The 19,661-nt window shown below is 60.2% G+C and carries 20 protein-coding genes; 9 read left to right on the forward strand and 11 right to left on the reverse strand.

Annotated elements, in window-relative coordinates:
- From QRN36_RS16845 to QRN36_RS16855, 3 genes are all read right to left on the reverse strand, one after another.
- The gene (locus tag QRN36_RS16845) at positions 1-972 is read right to left on the reverse strand and encodes a rhodanese-related sulfurtransferase (RefSeq protein ID WP_285425093.1); all 972 of its coding nucleotides are present in this window, start codon (positions 970-972) and stop codon (positions 1-3) included.
- A 331-nt stretch (positions 973-1,303) separates the two neighbouring features.
- Positions 1,304-1,600 (reverse strand): BolA family transcriptional regulator, encoded by a 297-nt coding sequence (locus QRN36_RS16850; protein ID WP_285425094.1) that lies wholly within the window; start codon positions 1,598-1,600, stop codon positions 1,304-1,306.
- Positions 1,601-1,612: 12 nt separating this feature from the next.
- Entirely contained in the window at positions 1,613-2,149 is a 537-nt protein-coding gene (locus tag QRN36_RS16855) for a DUF2059 domain-containing protein (RefSeq protein WP_093460708.1), read from the reverse strand.
- 261 nt (positions 2,150-2,410) lie between these two features.
- Here QRN36_RS16855 and QRN36_RS16860 point away from each other — a divergent pair, with 261 nt between their 5' ends.
- The 3 genes from QRN36_RS16860 (at position 2,411) to QRN36_RS16870 (ending at position 4,894) form a co-directional block, all read left to right on the forward strand.
- Positions 2,411-3,805: a class II fumarate hydratase gene (locus QRN36_RS16860; RefSeq protein ID WP_093460710.1), complete on the forward strand. Its 1,395-nt coding sequence runs from the start codon at positions 2,411-2,413 to the stop codon at positions 3,803-3,805.
- Complete coding sequence (locus QRN36_RS16865) at positions 3,798-4,412, forward strand: NAD(P)H-dependent oxidoreductase (RefSeq protein ID WP_285425095.1); 615 nt, start codon at positions 3,798-3,800, stop codon at positions 4,410-4,412. Before QRN36_RS16860 ends, QRN36_RS16865 begins: the two co-directional genes overlap by 8 nt.
- Before the next feature lie 263 nt (positions 4,413-4,675).
- Positions 4,676-4,894, forward strand: a complete 219-nt coding sequence (locus QRN36_RS16870) for a DUF6316 family protein (protein ID WP_285425096.1) — start codon at positions 4,676-4,678, stop codon at positions 4,892-4,894.
- 1 nt (position 4,895) lies between these two features.
- On the opposite strand, the gene QRN36_RS16875 is transcribed toward QRN36_RS16870, so the two are convergent.
- Positions 4,896-5,489, reverse strand: a complete 594-nt coding sequence (locus QRN36_RS16875; RefSeq protein ID WP_285425097.1) for a tRNA-uridine aminocarboxypropyltransferase — start codon at positions 5,487-5,489, stop codon at positions 4,896-4,898.
- A gap of 12 nt (positions 5,490-5,501) precedes the next feature.
- A complete protein-coding gene (locus tag QRN36_RS16880; protein ID WP_285425098.1) occupies positions 5,502-6,395 on the reverse strand; it encodes a LysR family transcriptional regulator in 894 nt (297 codons plus the stop codon).
- A gap of 219 nt (positions 6,396-6,614) precedes the next feature.
- Here QRN36_RS16880 and speB point away from each other — a divergent pair, with 219 nt between their 5' ends.
- From speB to QRN36_RS16895, 3 genes are all read left to right on the forward strand, one after another.
- The gene (speB, locus tag QRN36_RS16885) at positions 6,615-7,565 is read left to right on the forward strand and encodes an agmatinase (protein ID WP_093460720.1); all 951 of its coding nucleotides are present in this window, start codon (positions 6,615-6,617) and stop codon (positions 7,563-7,565) included.
- Positions 7,566-7,778: 213 nt separating this feature from the next.
- On the forward strand, positions 7,779-9,158 hold the full coding sequence (locus QRN36_RS16890) for a sodium:solute symporter (RefSeq protein ID WP_285425099.1): 1,380 nt from the start codon (positions 7,779-7,781) through the stop codon (positions 9,156-9,158).
- 231 nt (positions 9,159-9,389) lie between these two features.
- On the forward strand, positions 9,390-9,695 hold the full coding sequence (locus QRN36_RS16895) for a hypothetical protein (RefSeq protein ID WP_285425100.1): 306 nt from the start codon (positions 9,390-9,392) through the stop codon (positions 9,693-9,695).
- A 166-nt stretch (positions 9,696-9,861) separates the two neighbouring features.
- Here QRN36_RS16895 and QRN36_RS16900 read toward each other — a convergent pair whose 3' ends face one another.
- The 3 genes from QRN36_RS16900 to rmuC form a co-directional block, all read right to left on the reverse strand.
- The gene (locus QRN36_RS16900) at positions 9,862-9,984 is read right to left on the reverse strand and encodes a PA1414 family protein (RefSeq protein ID WP_285425101.1); all 123 of its coding nucleotides are present in this window, start codon (positions 9,982-9,984) and stop codon (positions 9,862-9,864) included.
- 181 nt (positions 9,985-10,165) lie between these two features.
- Positions 10,166-11,617 (reverse strand): NCS1 family nucleobase:cation symporter-1, encoded by a 1,452-nt coding sequence (locus QRN36_RS16905; RefSeq protein WP_285425102.1) that lies wholly within the window; start codon positions 11,615-11,617, stop codon positions 10,166-10,168.
- Between the two features lie 467 nt (positions 11,618-12,084).
- Complete coding sequence (gene rmuC, locus QRN36_RS16910; RefSeq protein ID WP_177182113.1) at positions 12,085-13,449, reverse strand: DNA recombination protein RmuC; 1,365 nt, start codon at positions 13,447-13,449, stop codon at positions 12,085-12,087.
- Positions 13,450-14,550: 1,101 nt separating this feature from the next.
- On the opposite strand from rmuC, the gene QRN36_RS16915 reads away from it, so the two are divergent.
- The 3 genes from QRN36_RS16915 to QRN36_RS16925 all read left to right on the forward strand — a co-directional run bounded on the left by QRN36_RS16915 (position 14,551) and on the right by QRN36_RS16925 (position 16,980).
- The gene (locus QRN36_RS16915; RefSeq protein WP_285425104.1) at positions 14,551-14,775 is read left to right on the forward strand and encodes a hypothetical protein; all 225 of its coding nucleotides are present in this window, start codon (positions 14,551-14,553) and stop codon (positions 14,773-14,775) included.
- Positions 14,776-15,053: 278 nt separating this feature from the next.
- Positions 15,054-15,545, forward strand: coding sequence for a hypothetical protein (locus tag QRN36_RS16920; protein WP_285425105.1), 492 nt, complete (start codon positions 15,054-15,056; stop codon positions 15,543-15,545).
- Positions 15,546-15,684: 139 nt separating this feature from the next.
- The gene (locus QRN36_RS16925; protein WP_285425106.1) at positions 15,685-16,980 is read left to right on the forward strand and encodes an OmpP1/FadL family transporter; all 1,296 of its coding nucleotides are present in this window, start codon (positions 15,685-15,687) and stop codon (positions 16,978-16,980) included.
- Positions 16,981-17,073: 93 nt separating this feature from the next.
- Here the strand turns inward: QRN36_RS16925 and QRN36_RS16930 are convergent, their stop codons facing one another.
- The 3 genes from QRN36_RS16930 to QRN36_RS16940 form a co-directional block, all read right to left on the reverse strand.
- Positions 17,074-17,196 (reverse strand): hypothetical protein, encoded by a 123-nt coding sequence (locus QRN36_RS16930; RefSeq protein ID WP_285425226.1) that lies wholly within the window; start codon positions 17,194-17,196, stop codon positions 17,074-17,076.
- Entirely contained in the window at positions 17,193-18,401 is a 1,209-nt protein-coding gene (locus tag QRN36_RS16935; protein ID WP_285425107.1) for an MFS transporter, read from the reverse strand. The genes QRN36_RS16930 and QRN36_RS16935 overlap by 4 nt, the downstream gene beginning before the upstream one ends.
- A 187-nt stretch (positions 18,402-18,588) precedes the next feature.
- Positions 18,589-19,536 carry a GlxA family transcriptional regulator gene (locus QRN36_RS16940; protein ID WP_285425108.1) on the reverse strand — a complete coding sequence of 316 codons (948 nt, stop codon included), beginning with the start codon at positions 19,534-19,536 and terminating at the stop codon, positions 18,589-18,591.
- Positions 19,537-19,661: the final 125 nt, after the last annotated feature.

Here is a 19,661-nt window from a genome sequence, read left to right on the forward strand (position 1 = left end):
TCAGGCCTCGTGGGTGTGGTTATCGGCAGCCTGAGCGTCCAGCAGACGGTAATTGCGCCCGATCGGATGTGGCTGGTTGCGCGCCTTGGCCAGCTCGATCTGCTTTTGCCGGTCGATGGCGCTGCGCCGGGTTTTCTCGCTCAGCGAGTCCCAGCAATGCGGGCAACTGACACCGGGCGAGTAATGCTCGCTGGCACGGTCTTCGGCGCTGATCGGCGTGCGGCACGCATGACATTGATCGTAGTCGCCTTCGGTCAGGTCATGACGGACAGTGACGCGATTGTCGAACACGAAGCAGTCGCCCCGCCACTGGCTTTCTTCCTGGGGCACTTCTTCGAGGTATTTGAGAATGCCGCCTTTGAGGTGGTAAACCTCTTCGAAGCCTTCGCCAAGCATGTAGCTGGAGGCTTTTTCACAGCGAATGCCACCGGTGCAGAACATCGCGACCTTCTTGTGTTTGGCCGGATCGAAGTTCGCCTTGATGTACTCGGGAAACTCACGGAACGTGGTGGTTTTCGGGTCGATGGCGCCTTCGAACGTCCCGATGGAAACCTCATAGTCGTTGCGGGTGTCGATCAGCAGCACTTCGGGGTCTGCGATCAGCGCGTTCCAGTCCTGGGGCTCGACATAGGTGCCAACGGCCTTGTTCGGGTCGACGCCGGGCACGCCGAGGGTGACGATTTCTTTCTTCAGTTTGACCTTGGTGCGGTAGAACGGCTGCTCATCGCAGTACGACTCTTTGTGGTCGATATCGTCCATGCGGGGATCGTTCTTGAGCCAGGCCATGAGCCCGTCAATGCCTTCGCGGGTACCGGAAACCGTGCCGTTGATGCCTTCTTCGGCGATCAGCAGGGTGCCTTTGATGCCGTTGGCGATCATCGCTTCGAGCAGCGGCTCGCGCAGCTGGACGTAGTCCGAAAGGGTGACGAATTTGTACAGCGCCGCGACGACGATGGGTGCGGTTTGGGTCATGTTGCGTCTCCAGGTGGTGACCCTCGCAAAGGGCCTACCGGATGTGATGATTCAAGTGAATGCGGGCCAAGCGGGCAACGCGGCGCGGATTCTAGCAAAGATCTGAGGGCAGCAGACAGGGCGCTGGATCAGCGGGGAATTGACGCGGGTCAACAGACACGCCAGACACCGAACTTGCCGGTGGCGCAAATTCAATTGCAGAAAACCGGGGACCCAGACGCGTTGCACTGGCAGGCCAGCGTCTCGCGGAGCGCCGCCCGGAATGAATGCGCACCCACGAGGGGCACGCATTCATTCACGGAAACGGGCTAAGAGCGGGTTGAACACCTGCTCAGTCATGCCCACCGGCGCAGGTCGGCGATGCAGGCGCGGTGCCCAGTTTCGACCATTCCTGCGGCGTGTAGGTGTGCAGCGCCAACGCGTGAAACTCACCCATCAGACCACCGAGGAGGCCGTAGACCTTCTGATGGCGCTTGACTGCGTTGAGGCCGGCGAACTGCTCGCTGACCACCACGGCCTTATAGTGAGTGTCCGTGCCGCGACTGTGCATGTGGCTTTCATTGAGCACCTCAAGGTACTCAGGCTGAAAGACCGCCAACGCGGATTCGATTCGCTGTTGCATGCTCATGTCGGGCTTCGCTTATGGCTTCTTGGCGGGAGCCGGAGCGGTGGCTGGCTTGCTGCCCGCCGGCGTCAGCTCGTTGGTCATGTCGGCTAACAGTTTGTTGACCACAGGCACCGCGCTTTCCAGCTTGCTTTGCGTCAGCTGGAAGGACTGCTGGCTGATCTGCGGCATTTTCGCCTGGACTTTCTTGCCCAGCGGCGACTGGTAGAAAGCGACGAGGTCTTTAAGCTCGCTTTCCGTGAAGTTCGAGGTGTACAACTTGACCATGTCTGGCTGCAGCTTGTCCCAGCTGATGACCTGATCCAGCGCAGCGTTGGCTTTGGCCTGGTAGGTTTCAAGGGTGGCTTGCTTGGACGCTGGCGCTTTGGTTTCGGCAAAACGCTGGGCGAACATCTGCTGGACTTGCATGTAAACCGGCGCACCCAGTTGATCGGCGTGAGCCAGTTTGAGGAACGCTACAGCACTGGCGTCATGGCTGGCGGTGTCGGCGAGAACCTGGCCGCTGGCACATACCAGAGCGACCGCAGCACAGATGGCACGAAGACGGGTCATCGAGTTTCCTTATCTAGCAGGCGAGGCAAAACCCCAAGGCCGAGCATTCTGCGCCCCTTTGCGCACTGCGCTCAACCCCTGTCCCTACGAGCGGTTGTCACAGGCGACGGACAAAAGCGCGTATACGAAGGTTTAAGGCGACCTTTTCCGGCGTTTTGTCGCACACTGTCCTCTCCAGTGCCTGCCACCCGGCCGCTACCGGGAACCCGTCCGGCTTTGCGGGTACTAAAACTGCGCAATTGACCTTAAGGAGTGAGTCCAGTGAGCCGTACCGAAACCGACAGCATAGGTCCGATCGAAGTCCCAGAAGACGCTTACTGGGGCGCGCAGACGCAACGCTCTCTGATCAACTTCGCCATCGGTCAGGAACGCATGCCGTTGCCTGTCCTGCATGCGCTGGCGCTGATCAAGAAAGCCGCCGCGCGGGTCAATGATCGCAACGGCGACCTGCCTGCCGATATCGCACGCCTGATCGAACAATCGGCCGATGAAGTGCTCGGCGGCAAGCTCGATGACCAGTTTCCGCTGGTGGTCTGGCAGACCGGCAGCGGCACGCAGAGCAACATGAACGTCAACGAGGTGATCGCCGGTCGCGCCAATGAGCTGTCCGGAAAAGGTCGCGGCGGCAAATCGCCGGTTCACCCCAACGACCACGTCAACCGCTCGCAAAGCTCCAACGACTGTTTCCCGACGGCCATGCACATCGCAGCGGCCCAGGCGGTCAAAGAGCAACTGCTGCCGGCCATCGCCGAGCTGTCCGCCGGCATCGCCGAGCAATCGTCGCGGCACATGAAACTGGTGAAAACCGGCCGCACGCACATGATGGACGCCACCCCGATCACCTTCGGCCAGGAGCTTTCCGCTTACGTCGCGCAACTGGACTACGCCGAAAAGAGCATCCGCGCAGCCCTGCCCGCCGTCTGTGAGCTGGCTCAGGGCGGCACCGCCGTCGGCACCGGGCTGAACTCTCCGCATGGTTTTGCCGAGGCAGTCGCCGCCGAACTGGCCGCGCTTTCCGGGCTGCCGTTCGTGACCGCGCCGAACAAATTCGCCGCACTCGCCGGCCATGAGCCGTTGACCGCCCTCTCCGGCGCTTTGAAAACCCTCGCGGTCACGCTGATGAAAATCGCCAACGACTTGCGTCTGCTGGGCTCCGGCCCGCGCGCCGGGCTGGCCGAAGTCAAACTGCCGGCCAACGAGCCCGGCAGCTCGATCATGCCAGGCAAGGTCAACCCGACCCAGTGCGAAGCGCTGTCGATGCTGGCGTGCCAGGTCATGGGCAACGACACCACGATCGCCTTTGCCGCCAGCCAGGGTCATCTGCAGCTGAACGTGTTCAAGCCGGTGATCATCCACAATCTGCTGCAATCGATTCGCCTGCTGGGCGATGGCTGCCGCAACTTCAACGAGCACTGCATCGCCGGGATGGAGCCGGATGCCGGCAAGATGGCCGAGCACCTGGAACGGGGGCTGATGCTGGTGACGGCGCTCAACCCGCACATCGGCTACGACAAATCCGCCCAGATCGCCAAGAAAGCCTACAGCGAAGGCCTGACGCTGCGCGAAGCCGCGCTGCAACTGGGCTTTCTGACCGATGCCGAGTTCGATGCCTGGGTCCGGCCTGAGAAGATGCTTGAGGCGGGCAGCAATGGCTGAGCCAATCAGCGGCGCCACCCCACTGGAAGGGTACGGCAAGCGCATCCTGATGATCATCGGTACGCCGAAGACCATCAGCCTCGGTCACGCGCTGGGCGAAGCCTATGCCCAGAGCGCGCGCAGCCAGGGTCACGTGGTGCGGGTGCTGAAACTTGAAGAAATGGACTTCGATCCGGTGCTGCACGGCGGCTATGAATCGAGCCAGACACTGGAACACGACCTGCTCGAAGCCCAGCGTGAAATTCACTGGGCCCAGCATCTGGTGTTCGTTTACCCGGTCTGGTGGGGCGGGTTGCCAAGCCTGCTCAGCGGCTTCTTCGACCGGGTGTTCATGCCCGGTTTCGCCTTCAAGGCCCATGGTCGCCATCATCCGTCCAACGAGTTGCTCAAGGGCCGCACCGCGGAGTTGCTGGTGACCATGGACACGCCTTCGCGGTACTTCCGGTGGGTTTTCAAGGCGCCGGCTCATCGGCAGATGATCAAGACGATCCTGGAGTTCTGCGGGATCAAGACGACACGCCTGACGGAGTTTTCCCCAGTGCGCACGTCCACCGAAGAACAGCGCCAGCAGTGGATTCATCAGGCTGAAGCCTTGGGCAAGCGCTGACGCTTTCGACGCTTGAGCGTGTGCAATGGCGCAGGTAAAAATCGAGGGGGCCCGCTCGCTGGGCCCCTCGAACTTCGCCACCTGGCAGGTGCGTTCGAACCCGCCGCTTCACGGCATTGCACCAAACCTTGTGGTTTGGAGTAAATTATCGAACGTCCAGCCGACTTTTTCGTCTCACGCTGTGGAATCGTCAGTTGGCCATCGTGACACAAGGTTTAGCCGTCCTGATTCCTCCCCCCACACTCCCCTCGCCGGAGAAGGCCATGTTGAGCAAGCGTGAACAAGATCCAGACGTCACCGTGCACTTTCGCAGCGACCGCGTTTCCCGCGTCAATGGCCTGTACTTTTTCAGTACACGAGAAAACACCCTTGAAGGCCCGTTCTCCAGCAAGGAAGACGCCGAGCGGGAAACCGAAGCCTATATCCGCCGCATGCAGGCTGGGCGGTTTTCAAACCCCGACGCGTCGTCACTGAACGCCTGACTCACTTCTGATGATTGCGGCGAAACGTGTCCTCGCCCATCGCTGCAATCTGCCCTTCGATCAACGCATCGAAGGGGCGCAACAGGGCATCGAATGACGTCGCCGGCTCCAGCGTCTGAAGCGCATGGACAATGGCCTCCAGCGTTGACAAGGCATCGGGGTCGGGTGCCTTGCGCAGACGATAGCGCGAAGACGGCGCGTCGCTGAGGGTGACCCGCGGCAATGCGGCAAGCAGCGGGTTGAGGTGCAGCAGCTTGCGCGCCTTGCGCCAAGTGCCGTCGGGCACCACTAGCAGCGTCGGCGGCTGTTCATCTGATTGAGCACTCAGCGCGGTCGCCGCTTCTCCCGGAAACAGCAAACGCGCCTGATAACCGGGAACGTTGAGCTGTCGGGCGAGATCCTCGAACACTTCCCCCACCAGCAGTTGTGCATTCTCAAGCCCCAACGCCACCAGACGTGCGGTGTTCAGCGCATGGTTGACCTCGCTGGGGTGTTGCAGGATCAGCACCCGGGTCCGGCTGCCGAGCCGCGGAATCAGCGCGCACAGACAATGTTTTTCAGGACGCAGGCAGCGCTCGCAGCGGGCTCGTGACATCGTGGGCGGTCCTTAGACGGGGTTCAGTTGCGCTTTGAGCAGATCGCGGAACGTCTGGATCAACGGTTCGCGACTGCGGCCACGGCGCAGGATCATCGAAAACGGCGCCTGATAACCAAAGGTGGCCGGTAGCAGAACCCGCAGATGCCCCGAATCGACCCACGACTGCGCGTAATGCTCGGGCAAATAGCCGATATACGCGCCCGACAACACCAGAATCAGCTGCGCTTCCATACTTTCCACCGTGGCCGCGCTGTGCTTGAAACCGTGGCGCGCAAGTTCCGCCTGGCTCCAGTAACCCCGGCCCACCATGCGTTGCTGGGTGATGACCGGCTCCGGAATACGCCGCTCGGCGAACAGCGGATGGCGGTTGCTGCAATACAACCAATGCTGCTCGCGGTACATCGGCTGGTACAGCAGCCCGTTCATGCGCGTCGAAAACGACCCGATCGCAAGGTCCAGGCGATTGTCCAGCACGCCCAATTGCAGTTCGTAAGGACTCATGACCGACAGGTGCAAGTGCACGGCGGGGTGTTCTTCGCTGTAGGCGCCGATGACTTCGGCGAACGGCAAGGCACGATCACTGACGGTCGAATCCAGCACGCCCAGATTCAGCGTGCCGCGCAGCTCGCCCTTGAGCGCCGCAGCGTACAGCTCGAAGCCCTCCAGCTCGCCGAGCAGGCGCAAGGTTTCCTGATGAAACAGCTCACCCTTGCTGGTCAGGCTGAAGCCCCCTCGCCCGCGATGGCACAGCACGATGCCCAGCGCCGACTCCAGCTGGCTCATGTATGTGCTGATGGCGGAGGTCGACAGGTTGAGTTCCTGCTGCGCGCTGGCGAAACCTTGATGGCGCACCACGCAGACGAAGATGCGCAGCAATTTCAGATCGGGTAATGCGTTAGCCATGAAAACACCGGAAAGATCACGTGCTCGAATCAGTCAGAACCCTGGCAGCGGCTGTCGCTAAGACGGGGCCGTCCAGGCGCGGCAGCTTAACCTGATTCAGACGATAGTTCAGAAATCTCTGAACTAAGTATTTTGCCTCAGCGATTGTTCGCACCGCGTGCGCTTCGCAGAATCGGCCCCAGTCTGATAACTCACCCTACTCACCGATGAGGCAATCCCGTGGACAAGATTTTCCACCAACCACTGGGCGGCAACGAAATGCCGCGCTTCGCCGGCATCGCAACCATGATGCGTCTGCCACACCTGCAATCGCCCGCTGGCCTTGATGCCGCCTTCATCGGCGTGCCGCTGGACATCGGCACTTCGCTGCGTGCCGGCACCCGTTTCGGGCCTCGCGAGATCCGCGCCGAATCGGTGATGATTCGCCCCTACAACATGGCCACCGGCGCTGCACCTTTCGACTCCCTTTCGGTGGCCGACATCGGCGACGTGGCGATCAACACCTTCAACCTGCTGGATGCCGTGCGCATCATCGAAGAGGCCTACGACGGCTTCCTGGAACACGGGATCATCCCGCTGACACTCGGCGGCGACCACACCATCACCCTGCCGATCCTGCGTGCCATCCACAAGAAGCACGGCAAGGTCGGCCTGGTCCACATCGACGCACACGCTGACGTCAACGATCACATGTTCGGCGAGAAGATCGCTCACGGCACCACCTTCCGCCGCGCGGTGGAAGAAGGCTTGCTCGATTGCGACCGTGTGGTGCAGATCGGTCTGCGCGCGCAGGGCTACACCGCCGAAGACTTCAACTGGAGCCGCAAGCAGGGCTTCCGCGTCGTGCAGGCAGAAGAATGCTGGCACAAGTCGCTGGAACCGCTGATGGCCGAAGTGCGCGAGAAAGTCGGCGGCGGCCCGGTTTACCTGAGCTTCGACATCGACGGCATCGACCCGGCCTGGGCGCCCGGCACCGGCACCCCGGAAATCGGCGGCCTGACCACTATTCAAGCCATCGAGATCATTCGCGGCTGCCAGGGCCTGGACCTGATCGGTTGCGATCTGGTAGAAGTCTCGCCGCCTTACGACACCACCGGTAACACCTCGCTGCTGGGCGCCAACCTGCTGTACGAAATGCTCTGCGTGCTGCCGGGTGTCGCGCACCGCTGATAACCACGCTGAACCCGCAGGAGCGCGCTTGCCCGCGAATGCAACGTGTCAGTTGCCAGAGAGGTCACTGGCAACCTGCAATCGCGGGCTAGCGCGCTCCTACAGAAACTCATCGCTCCACAACACGATAAACAGCCTTCACCGCTGACCGCCTGTGCTGTCTCAGCCGGATGATGCGCGCTTCACTATAAAAACAATGATTGGAGACACTCCATGGCTTTAGATATTTTCGTCGTGCTGATCTACGCGGCCGGCATGCTGGTACTGGGCTGGTACGGCATGCGCAAGGCCAAGACCCATGAAGATTACCTGGTTGCCGGGCGCAATCTGGGGCCAAGCCTGTACATGGGCACCATGGCCGCTACGGTACTGGGCGGCGCTTCCACGGTCGGCACGGTGCGTCTGGGCTATGTTCACGGCATTTCGGGCTTCTGGCTGTGTGCCGCACTGGGCCTGGGTATCATTGCGCTGAACCTGTTCCTCGCCAAACCTCTGCTCAAACTGCGCATCTTCACCGTCACGCAAATCCTCGAAAAACGCTACAACCCGATGGCGCGCCAAGCCAGCGCGGTGATCATGCTCGCCTACGCGCTGATGATTGGCGTGACGTCTATTCTTGCGATCGGCACGGTCATGCAAGTGCTGTTCGACCTGCCCTTCTGGATCTCGGTCGTGCTGGGTGGCGGCGTGGTCGTGGTGTATTCGACCATCGGCGGCATGTGGTCGCTGACCCTGACCGACATCGTTCAGTTCGTCATCAAGACCGTGGGATTGATGTTCATCCTGCTGCCGATCTGCCTGTATCGAGTGGGCGGCTGGGACGAACTGGTCGCCAGACTGCCTGCTACAAGCTTCAGCTGGACGACCATCGGTTGGGACACGATCATCACGTACTTCCTGATCTATTTCTTCGGCATTCTCATCGGCCAGGACATCTGGCAGCGCGTGTTCACGGCGCGCACCGAAAAAGTCGCGCAATACGCAGGCTCCATCGCCGGCGTCTATTGCATCTTCTACGGCCTGGCGTGTGCACTGATCGGCATGGCCGCCCACGTGTTGCTACCGGATCTGGCCAACGTCAACACCGCCTTTGCCGCCATCGTCAAAGCGTCGCTGCCCGACGGCATTCGCGGACTGGTGATCGCCGCTGCGCTCGCGGCCATGATGTCCACCGCCAGCGCGGGTCTGCTGGCCGCGTCCACCACCCTGACCGAGGATCTGCTGCCCCGGCTGCGCGGTGGCAAACAATCGAGCCTGGGCATCAACCGCCTCTTTACGGCACTCACCGGCGTGGTCGTACTGGCGATTGCGCTGGTGGTGAACGACGTGATCAGTGCCCTGACCCTGGCGTACAACCTGCTGGTCGGCGGCATGCTGATTCCGTTGATCGGCGCGATCTATTGGAAACGCGCCACCACCGCCGGCGCGATTACCAGCATGGCCCTGGGGTTCGTCACTGCACTGGTGTTCATGTTCAAGGACGGCCTGGACGCCAACACGCCGATTTATTACAGCCTGGCGGTCGGCTTGGTCAGTTTCGTGATTGTCAGCCTGGCGTCGCCACGTACGGTAGCCGTCGCCAGCGCGGCATGATCGAGACCACCAGACAAGGGCGCCTGCGGGCGCCTTTTTTATGCGCGGTTACAAAAAAAACAGCACATACAGCCCGTTCCTGACGCTTCAAGTTGAACTAGCCTTAACGTCAGGACTGCCAACGAAGCGGCTTCTCACACGCGCTAGTGAGCGACGAAATCTTTGGCCTTCCACCGACAGCCTCTGTCACAGCAGTCGAGGTGATTTCAGACACATCAGCAGAGGCCCGCCATGGACAAAGACGAAGTGAGACAGCACGTAGATGACGCCTTGGGGAAAATTCTGGTCGACAAGACGCTCATTCAAGAGGACGGCGATCCGCAACTGACCGAATTCATGTTGGAGAAGGATGATGTCGTCGACTTCCTCGACGCCCTGCGCAGCGATTCAAACATCCCCCTTCCAAAAGATTCCCTCAACGAATTTCTCGAAGCCTTTGGCGTTCAGGAGAACGTGGAGGAATACCATGCCGAGCCGCAAAGCACGCTCACGGCTGAAGGACTGGTCGAGCTGATCGTGAAAAAAATAAAGGGCTGAAATACGCGTTCAAGTGAACGCAGATGCGTTTGATTTCGGTATGGGAGCCGGCTACTGAAAAACTCGCTGGCGGATCGCAGCGAGTGGAGAAGCGCGAGCGGGCTATCAGGCGATAGCGCCGCCGATGGGAAGTCCAAATCCGGAAAGACGGGACCGGATCAGTGGTTCAACGGCGAGGACGACGGCGCTCGTCATCGGAACGGACAGGTACTGGCTGCAGTTTCGGCCGTTCGATCAAGCCCAGCGCAACACCTACATCGTGAAGCCATTCTTGCAATTTGCTGTTCATTTAACGCCCCCTTCAGGGAAATACTCGGCAGCCAACTTCTGATCTGCTTAGCGCAGATCATAGTGCTAAGTCGCACTTTACGCCTGCTACCGAGTGTCGCGGCAGGAAATTTTCCCATTCTTTACGCTGTGACAGTCCAAATCCGGAATCTGGACGCGTCACGCGACAAACGGCACGCGGTTCATCCAGTCACGGCAGGCGTCAACGCCGCGCCTTCATGGGCTTGCGCGCGTCTGGCGAACAGGAAGAACAACGCTCCGCCGAGGAAACATCCGGTAAACCATGCGAAGTTGGCCATCGGCTGCAATGCCGGGATGAACGTAATGGCGATGCCGACCAGCGTCGCGAGAATGAGCGCTTTCACCGCCGTGTAATTCACTCCGCCGTTATACCAGTACCTTCCGCCAGGGCCGTCGTTGAACAGCGAGTCGACGTCAATCTGCTGCTTCTTGATCAGGTAATAGTCCACCAGCAGGATGCCAAACAACGGGCCGATGAATGCCGCCAGGACGTCGAGGGTGTAATGGATGACTGCGGGGTTGTTGAACAGATTCCAGGGCGTGATAAAGATGGAAGCGACGGCCGCGATCATGCCGCCGACGCGCCAGCTGATTTTGCTGGGTGCGACGTTAGCGAAATCGAATGCCGGAGACACGAAGTTCGCGACGATGTTGATGCCGATGGTCGCGGTCACGAACGCAAACGCGCCGAGCAGAACCGCCACATCATTATCGATGCGCGCAACGGTGGCGATCGGATCGTGAAGCATCTCGCCGAACACTGGCAATGTGCCGGAAACAATGACCACGGTCACCAGAGAGAAGGCGAGAAAGTTGACCGGCAGACCCCAGAAATTTCCCCGGCGCACTTCAGCCATGCTGCGGCAGTAGCGACTGAAATCGCCGAAATTCAACGTCGGGCCCGAGAAGTAAGAGACCACCAGCGCCGTTGCCATGATCACTTGAGAAAACGCCTCCCAGCCAGTCAGCGATTTCTCTGACAAGGTAAAGCTGATGTTGGCCCAGCCGGCTTTCCAGACGATCCAGCCTGCCAGCAGAAACATGACCGCGTACACCACCGGTCCGGCCCAATCGATAAAACGGCGAATCGAATCCATCCCGGTCCAGAACACGGCGGCCTGCACCAGCCACAACGCGAGGAAGCCGAACCACCCCAGGTAGGACAGGCCAGCAAAATGAGGTTCGGCGTACACCGACATCTGTGGGAAAAAGCGCAGCACCACGATGATCAGCGCGCTTGACGCCAGGTACGTCTGAACGCCGTACCAGGCCACCGCGATCAGTCCGCGGATCACCGCCGGAATGTTCGCGCCGAACACGCCGAACGCCAGGCGGCAAATGACCGGATAGGGCACAGCGGCCTGTTGGCTGGGTTTGGCCAGCAAGTTGGCGATGACCTGAATGATGCAGATACCGACCAGCAGCGCGATCAGCACCTGCCAGCTCGCCAGCCCAAGCGCGAACAGGCTGGCGGCGAACACATAACCGCCCACGCTGTGCACGTCGCTCATCCAGAACGCAAAAATGTTGTACCAGGTCCACTTCTGCGGCAACGGCCCCAGATCCTCATTATAAAGACGGGGGCTGTAGCCCTTAGGCATTGGCTCGGTCATCGCATTTCTCCCTGACAGGACGAACTGGCTCCCATAAGCAGGACAGCGACCACACTGCGTACGGGAGCGAGCGTGGGTTGTATACGAACTGGAAGGCAGAATGCGTGCCAGACGCCCGTCAGCCTCGCTTCAGGCCGCGAGCTCTGCGGCATCCGGATGAAGTCAGCAGGTGAAGATAGCGATACGACATCAGCGATATTCGAGCGTCTGACGCTCGCTGACAGTGCAGCCGTGCTTGAAGGCGGTGCACGCTGCCTGGCAAGTTCAAGGGCGGAGAACGATGGCGAAATTTTGTATACAGGATTTCGTTCGATTGTTCGGATGAATGCAGCGTCGTCCTCGGGCATCGGCGTTGACCGGGGGCCCCTATGATCTGTTGCGGGTCCTGATGTTCTTCGTCGGAGGCCGCTCACCGGACGGCCTCCAGCAGTCGCCTTGCAAGATACTCCCCAGCAGAGACAGACGTCTTACTCCGGCAGTTGAACCAGCCCGTCTTCATCCGTCATCGCGCGTTCGAGCAGGTCCGCAGGCAGCTGTTTGCTTGCGCGTGCGCCCAGAAGCTTGAGCTGTTCGCTGCGGCTGACCAGGTTGCCGCGTCCATCGGTCAGCTTGTTGCGCGCAGCACTGTAGGCCTTGTCCAGTTGCTGCAGACGATTGCCCACTTCATCCAGATCCTGAATGAACAGCACGAATTTGTCGTACAGCCAGCCTGCCCGCTCGGCGATCTCCCGCGCATTCTGACTTTGCCGCTCTTGCTTCCAGAGACTGTCGATGACCCGCAGCGTTGCCAGTAATGTGGTGGGACTGACAATCACGATGCTGCGGTCGAATGCCTCCTGAAACAGCGTGGGCTCCGCCTGCAAGGCTGCTGAGAATGCCGCTTCAATCGGCACGAACAGCAGAACGAAATCCAGGCTGTGCAGGCCTTCCAGGCGTTTGTAATCCTTGCCGGAGAGCCCTTTCACATGGTTGCGCAGGGAGAGCACGTGCTGCTTGAGTGCGACCTGAGAAATCGCTTCATCTTCGGCGGATACGTATTGCTGATACGCCGTCAGGCTGACCTTCGCGTCCACGACCACTTGCTTGTCGCCGGGCAGCATGATCAATACGTCGGGCTGGAAACGCTCGCCGTCCGGGCCTTTCAGGCTGACTTGCGTCTGGTATTCGCGACCCTTCTCAAGGCCCGCGTGCTCGAGCACGCGTTCCAGAATCAGCTCGCCCCAGTTGCCTTGGGTTTTCTGGCCCTTCAGCGCGCGGGTCAGGTTGGTCGCCTCGTCGCTCAGGCGCAGATTGAGCTGTTGCAAACGCTCCAGCTCCTTGCCCAACGAAAAGCGCTCGCGGGCTTCCTGCTGGTAGCTCTCCTCTACGCGCTTTTCGAATGACTGGATGCGTTCTTTCAACGGATTGAGCAGTTGCCCCAATTGTTGCTGGCTGGTCTCGGCGAAACGCTGCTCGCGCTCATCGAAGATCTTGCCGGCCAGCTCCGCGAACTGCGCGCGCAATTCGTCGCGAGAACCCTGAAGGTCAGTCAGGCGCTGCTGGTGGCTTTCTTCCTGCTCGCGCAGTTCGGCACCAAGCGAGGCGCACTGGGCATCCAGGCGGCGCAGTTCCTGTTCCTTGACTGCGCGTTCGTGGCTCCATTGTTCTTCGCTCGCGCGCGCCGTTTCCTGCTGCAGGCGCAACAGCTCGACCTCGCGCCGCAGGGCGGCCAGATCAGCCTGCTTGGCGGCATTGGCCTGCCCCAGATCGCTGATCTCATCCCGGCAGGCGTCGAGTTGGGCATTGAGCCCGTCCTGCGCCATCTGCGCATTGCTCAAGCGCTCGTCCAGCAGCACCGCCTGCGCCTCGTGCCGGGCAATACGCCGTTGCAGTTGCCAGGCCAGTGCCATGAGCGGCAAGGCCGCGATGCCTAATCCCAGCAGCAGGCTGGTCAGCTCCAAACCCATCAAAATGCAGACTCCATCATTCTCGCAGGCAGCATTATGCGCAGATCCGCCGGTGACGTCAGATCCGCATGCGAGATTGCAAAGCGACGGAACCGAGCCTGGCTTGAAAACGCAAAGCCGCGTACTAGAGCAAGCGCTTGGGACAATCCACAGAAGCTGTGGATAACTCAGTGGACAACGCCCAGTGATCCCCCGCAAACGCACGCAGAATGGGGCCTGCGTTCAAACTGACGATTTTTTCACCAACAAAAAAAAGCGATGGTTTTCATTGACTTAATAATTGGCTGCGTGAAATCAATCTGTTAGCGGGCAATGTGACAGTGAGATGGCAGCTACCTGTCGCAATGTGCACAAGTCAATTTCCATTCGCTATAAGCGCATAGCCTGATGGGCGAATGGGTGCTTAATTCGGCGAAAATTGAGGCAAAACGCCACCTCAGATGCTGCACACAATTGAGATCGGTTCCCACGCCGGTGCAGGAGCATGCAGTCCGCTCGTCAGCATTCTGCAATTAAAGTAAGTCAGGGCTTGTGCCGCTTTTTGCGTTCGATTACCATCGCCGCCGTTAGTACCAAGCTGAAAGTCAATTCTGATCGAACAAATCCCCCAATCCCGGTTTACGAACTGAGTGAACGGATTGAAAAAAGGGATCGATCACCTCGATGGTTTCCAGACATGAACTCACACGGCCTGCCGAAGAATCGGAGGGTGTGCAGACTCATTCATGCACTGCCAGACCAGCCTGCAAATTGATCAGGATCTTCACCCCGAGCATCGAACCTTTGCTCCTGTTGTGTCGCCTGCCCTCCGAAGTACCTACCAGTCAGCCCAGCGCCACACGATAACCGCGCTTCAACTGGCTGCTTTTGTTCCAGACAGGTTCTGCGCCCTGCCCCTGACTCGCATTCGAGCATGGGTCCGCGTTTACTGGAACGTTTTTATTTTGCACGCCTCTTATTGCGTGTCGATTCAGGAAACACCTAAACATGACTACTCATATTCAGACCCAGGATGCCATTCGCACCCTCACCAATGCCTTTGCACCGATGGACTGCCTGATCATGGCCGCCCGCAAAGGCTGCTTCAGCTTCACCATCGTCAATGAACACGGTATTGCCCGTCACAGCGAGCGTTTGTATCCCGATCAGTACTCCAGCCCGGAGCCGCTGCAGGCGATTATCGACCGCACGCGTCAGGCACTGATCGCCTGATACCGTCTGTCGGCGAATACCTCGCGAGACCCAAGCCTCACCTTTAAACGGTGGGGCTTTTTTGTGTCTGTTTTTCCTGAAAAAAATCACCTTGTCCGTTTCTTCACTGAAACAGGCTACCGTTCAGCGGGCGGGAAATATTTTAAAAACAGCCCTTTACACCCGGAATATGACACTACACTTCAACTCGAGCGGTCTGAGCCGCTTCCGGTGGACCCGATCTTATCCCTGCTGCCAAGCGCCAGGGTCCACCGGCTCATTGAACTCCCGAGGGTGTTATGGGAATCGCCGCCAGTGAACTGTGCCGTTATGTGATCCGCCCTACGCTGATCTATCTGGGCCGACACAATTGCGCAGCTGAATACTTTCTGCTCGGGGTCGCTGCCAGCCAGTCTGCCTTGGGCGCGGAACTCGATACCCAGCGCGGCCACGGCCTCTACAGCATTCCGGACCTGCGGCATCGGCAATTGTGGGATGACTATCTGGCCCGCGACCCCGACCTTGCCAGCCTGGTGCGTGGCCTGGCCAGCCAGCATGCATTCCTCACCGGTCCCGACCTGGAATTGACGGTCAACCTGCGATACGCAACGGCAATCGCCTGGCTGATGGTTGAAGCCAGCCGACTGACCCTGCCCCACTCGGACGATCTGCTCGGCATGGCACGCATGTGGCGCGAAATATTTCAGCCCGAAGGCCGCCTGCAAGATTTCACCGCGGCCTGGCAAACCTCGGTTCGCCCCTTGTTTCAAGTCGAACCAGCCATTTTGTGACTCGGCGGTTTCGCTGACGTTCGCAACAAATTTCCCGGATTGTCCTACAAAAACTGCTCTATCTCGGGTGATCCAGCCTATAGCGCGTTATGAAAAATGTTGGTAATTTCCGCGCGGTGATCAACAAGGAGTTCTAACAATGAAAAAAACAATGATCAAATCCAGCCTCAGTCTCGCCGTCACTCTTGCCTCCACTCAACTTTTCGCATCCGGTTTTGCCCTGAACGAACAGAGCATCAGCGGCATGGGCACAGGCTTTGCCGGTCGCTCATCGTCCGTCGATGATGCCAGCATCGTGTACGGCAACCCGGCCGGCATGTCGCGCCTCAAACGCCAGCAAGTGACTGTGGGCGTTGCTGCGATCGATGCCAAGACTGACATCTCCGACGCCAGCGGCAGCCGCGCCGGTACCAACAAAGGCGACATGGTTCCGTTCATCGCCGTGCCAATGGGTTTCTACGTCAACCCGATCGACGAGCACTGGGCCTTCGGCCTGGGCGTCTACGCACCTTTCGGCCTGGTCACTGACTACGAAAGCAACTTCCAGGGCCAGAACTTCGGCAGCAAGAGCATCGTCAAGGTCGTGACCTTCCAGCCGACCGTCAGCTACGCCTTCAACGACAAAGTTTCGATCGGTTTCGGTCCGACCATCAACCGCATCTCCGGCTCGCTGGAATCCACGCTCAACGTCAGCCCACTTCTGGGTGCTGCCACCGGCGACGGCCGCGTGCAGGTCAAAGGCGACGACGTCGGCTACGGCTTCAACGTCGGCTTGCTGGTGCAAGCCACCGACACCACCAGCGTCGGCCTGACCTACCACTCCAAAGTGACCTACAAGCTGGATGGCCACACCGAGATCACTCCAGGCGCGGGCGTGCCTTCTGCTGTGCTGCCCGGCGGCCGTTACGACGCCAAGCTGAGCCTCGATACACCGGAAAACGTGGACTTCTCCGTCACTCAGCAGTTGAGCGATGCGTGGAAGGTCTACGCGGGTGCTACCTGGACACGCTGGAGCCGTCTGCACGACATCACCGTCAAGAACTCCGGCATCGTTCCGGTCTCCCCGTTCGATGCCACCGGAGCACTGGCCGGCACCATCACCGAAGAGCAGAAATGGCATGACACCTGGGCCTACGCGATCGGTACTTCGTTCCAGGTCAACAAGCAATGGGTTCTGCGCACTGGCCTGTCGTTCGACCAGTCGCCGACCAACAACGAAAACCGCTCGCCGCGCATCCCGACTGGCGACCGTACGATCTTCAGCCTCGGCGCTGGCTATAGCCCGACTGACGACATCACCATCGATGTCGCGTATTCGTACCTGAAAGAAGAAGACGTCAAGGTGCGTAACACCAACGCACTGGGCCAGAGCTACAACGCCAAGTACGAAAACAGCGCCAACGGTTTCGGCCTGGGTCTGACTTACCGCTTCTGATGCAGTTGGCGGGACAGGCAGATCACCAGTCCGCCAGACAGAAAACCCCGCAGCCAGCGATGGCTGCGGGGTTTTTCGTTGCAAGAGCGCCAATCACCAACAGGACATGCCCAGCTGCAGTGCTGCCAGTCCGACGCGCTGCCAGCCCCACCACGCCAATGCCAGCAGCGCCAGCACAAGGGCTGCAACGCCGCACCCGGCCATGAGGCGCGTCACAGCGCCACCGGTTGCACTTGAAGACGGGCAACGGGACGTTCGCGCACCGGCCAGTTGAGCGCGGCTGCCATCAGGCTCAAGGCGATAGACCCCTGCCAGATCAGGTCGTAGCTGCCGGTGCGGTCATACACCACGCCGCCCAGCCAGCCGCCCAGAAATGCGCCCAATTGATGAAAGAGAAACACAATGCCGCCCAGCATCGACAGGTTGCGGACGCCGAACAGGGTGGCAACGGTGCCGTTGGTCAGCGGTACGGTCGACAGCCACAGCAGGCCCATCGCGATGCCGAACAGGCAGGCCGTGGTCTGCGTCAGGGGCGCCCACAAAAACAGCACGATCACCACCGCACGCAGCAAATACAGGCCGGTCAGCAACCGAGGCTTGGACATTTTGCCGCCGAGCCAGCCTGCCACGTACGTGCCGAAGACGTTGAACAGCCCGATCAGCGCCAGCACCGTGGTGCCCACAGAGGCAGGCAGGTGCTGGTCCACCAGATACGCAGGCAGGTGCACGCCGATGAACACCACCTGAAAACCGCACACGAAAAAGCCGAATGCCAGCAGCCAGAAGCCCGAATGCGTGCAGGCCTCGTGCAACGCTTCGCGCAGCGTCTGCTCGCCCGCGCTGGGCGGCAGCGGCTTATCCTTGAGCATGGCCACCAGCGGCAGGATGAAAGCCACCAGCAAACCCAGTGCGATCAGCGCCATGGACCAACCCAGCCAGCCAATCAATCCCAGCGTGCCTGGCAGCATGGCGAACTGCCCGAAGGAACCGGCCGCGCTGGCCAGGCCCATGCCCATGCTGCGTTTTTCAGCCGGCAATGCCCGGCCGACCACGCCGAGGATGATGGAAAAGGTCGTGCCGGAGAGCCCGATGCCAATCAGCAGACCGGCGCTCAATGACAAGGACGCGGGCGAGTCCGCCATGCTCATGAGCATCAGGCCTGCGGCGTAGAGAATGCCACCGACCAGAACGACCCTGGCCGCGCCGAACCGGTCAGCCAGCGCGCCGGTGAACGGCTGCGCGAGCCCCCAGATCAGGTTTTGCAGAGCGATGGCGAACGCGAAGACCTCTCTGCCCCAGCCAAACTGCGCGCTCATCGGTGGCAGAAACAGCCCGAAGCCATGCCGCGTGCCCAGCGACAGCGCAAGGATCAGCGCGCTGCCCAACAGAATCCAGCCACTGGTACGCCAGACCGATGCCATGATTGTTCTCCGCACTCGACACGTTGCCCGATGGATTTAGGCGCATATGCCAGCAAATCCGAAAGAGCGGACGCTACGCGCCGGTTCTGGAGGTGTCAATCCACGCGTCGCCGCTGGATATGAGCGGTTCGCCCCGACGAGGTTGCAGGACGAAAAGCCGCCAGACTACGCTGCGGTAGGCGCTGGCTCAGCTGGCTTTATCGGCGCACATGAACGCCCGCTGCATCGCCTGCGGCGGTTCGCCGAAGCTGCGCAGAAACGCCTGACGCATTCTTTCCCGATCGCCGAAGCCGGCTTCCCTGGCAATGACTTCGACCGGATGGCGACTGGTTTCCATCATCGCCCGAGCCACCTCGACACGCAGGCTTTCAATTGCTTTGGCTGGCGTCTGCCCGGTTTCTTCGCGAAACACCCGACTGAACTGGCGCGGACTCAATCTCGCCACTGCCGCCAGCGCTTCGATGGAAAGATCGCTTTTGAGGTTTTCCCGGGCGTACGCCAAGGCCAGCTGCACGCGGTCGGATTTAGGGTCCAGTTCGAGGAGCGTCGAGAGTTGCGATTGCTCGCTGCCGCGGCGCTGATAGATGACCAGCTTGCGCGCCACCCGCCGGGCTATGTCGCTGCCCAGATCGTTCTCGACCATCGCCAGCGCCAGATCGAGTCCCGCACTCATGCCGGCGCCGGTCCAGATGTGCCCGTCGATGACGAAAAGCTTGTCCTCTTCGACGCGGATGTTGGGGTAACGCTTGCGAAACTCCGGCGTGTGAATCCAGTGCATCGTCGCGCGTTTGCCTTCCAGCAGTCCCGCCTCGGCCAGCACGAAACTGCCGGTGCACAACGACGCCACTCGCCGAGAATGAGCCGACGCCGTGCGCACGAATTCAAGCAGGCTATTGGTCGGCACCTGGAAGTCCATGTAACCGCTGACGATGGTGGTGTCGTAACCGTCGGGGTGAAGCGCGGTGGTGTTCACCGAAAAACCTTCGGAGGTCATGACCGCGCCGCCGGCTTCGGACACCAGATGAAACGAGTACGCAGGCTCGCCCTGCATCAGGTTCGCGCACGCCAGCACCGATCCGATGGACAGGCTCAGCGACTGGAAATTGGGGTAAACAACCAGGGCAACGCTATGCATGCAGCTCTCCGGTGTGCCGGCCTTGAGCGCCGGTCAGACGACTGACAGTCGGGCTGTCGTGATGGAAGCCGATGCTAGCTTGGCACCGAGGAGCGCGCACGCGGATTTTCGTCGATGTCCGAAAT

This window comes from Pseudomonas sp. efr-133-TYG-103a (assembly GCF_030209235.1).
In the GTDB taxonomy this organism is placed as follows: domain Bacteria; phylum Pseudomonadota; class Gammaproteobacteria; order Pseudomonadales; family Pseudomonadaceae; genus Aquipseudomonas.

What these genes read in the sequence shown, in the direction of transcription:
- QRN36_RS16925 (WP_285425106.1), top strand. Translation starts at nt 15,685, where the DNA reads ATGAAAAAAACAATGATCAAATCCAGCCTCAGTCTCGCCGTCACTCTT.
- QRN36_RS16855 (WP_093460708.1), bottom strand. Translation starts at nt 2,149, where the DNA reads ATGACCCGTCTTCGTGCCATCTGTGCTGCGGTCGCTCTGGTATGTGCC.
- QRN36_RS16880 (WP_285425098.1), bottom strand. Translation starts at nt 6,395, where the DNA reads ATGGCTAACGCATTACCCGATCTGAAATTGCTGCGCATCTTCGTCTGC.
- QRN36_RS16900 (WP_285425101.1), bottom strand. Translation starts at nt 9,984, where the DNA reads ATGAACAGCAAATTGCAAGAATGGCTTCACGATGTAGGTGTTGCGCTG.
- QRN36_RS16865 (WP_285425095.1), top strand. Translation starts at nt 3,798, where the DNA reads ATGGCTGAGCCAATCAGCGGCGCCACCCCACTGGAAGGGTACGGCAAG.
- QRN36_RS16890 (WP_285425099.1), top strand. Translation starts at nt 7,779, where the DNA reads ATGGCTTTAGATATTTTCGTCGTGCTGATCTACGCGGCCGGCATGCTG.
- QRN36_RS16935 (WP_285425107.1), bottom strand. Translation starts at nt 18,401, where the DNA reads ATGGCATCGGTCTGGCGTACCAGTGGCTGGATTCTGTTGGGCAGCGCG.
- QRN36_RS16895 (WP_285425100.1), top strand. Translation starts at nt 9,390, where the DNA reads ATGGACAAAGACGAAGTGAGACAGCACGTAGATGACGCCTTGGGGAAA.
- QRN36_RS16920 (WP_285425105.1), top strand. Translation starts at nt 15,054, where the DNA reads ATGGGAATCGCCGCCAGTGAACTGTGCCGTTATGTGATCCGCCCTACG.
- QRN36_RS16905 (WP_285425102.1), bottom strand. Translation starts at nt 11,617, where the DNA reads ATGACCGAGCCAATGCCTAAGGGCTACAGCCCCCGTCTTTATAATGAG.
- QRN36_RS16875 (WP_285425097.1), bottom strand. Translation starts at nt 5,489, where the DNA reads ATGTCACGAGCCCGCTGCGAGCGCTGCCTGCGTCCTGAAAAACATTGT.
- QRN36_RS16940 (WP_285425108.1), bottom strand. Translation starts at nt 19,536, where the DNA reads ATGCATAGCGTTGCCCTGGTTGTTTACCCCAATTTCCAGTCGCTGAGC.
- QRN36_RS16915 (WP_285425104.1), top strand. Translation starts at nt 14,551, where the DNA reads ATGACTACTCATATTCAGACCCAGGATGCCATTCGCACCCTCACCAAT.
- QRN36_RS16850 (WP_285425094.1), bottom strand. Translation starts at nt 1,600, where the DNA reads ATGAGCATGCAACAGCGAATCGAATCCGCGTTGGCGGTCTTTCAGCCT.
- QRN36_RS16845 (WP_285425093.1), bottom strand. Translation starts at nt 972, where the DNA reads ATGACCCAAACCGCACCCATCGTCGTCGCGGCGCTGTACAAATTCGTC.
- QRN36_RS16870 (WP_285425096.1), top strand. Translation starts at nt 4,676, where the DNA reads ATGTTGAGCAAGCGTGAACAAGATCCAGACGTCACCGTGCACTTTCGC.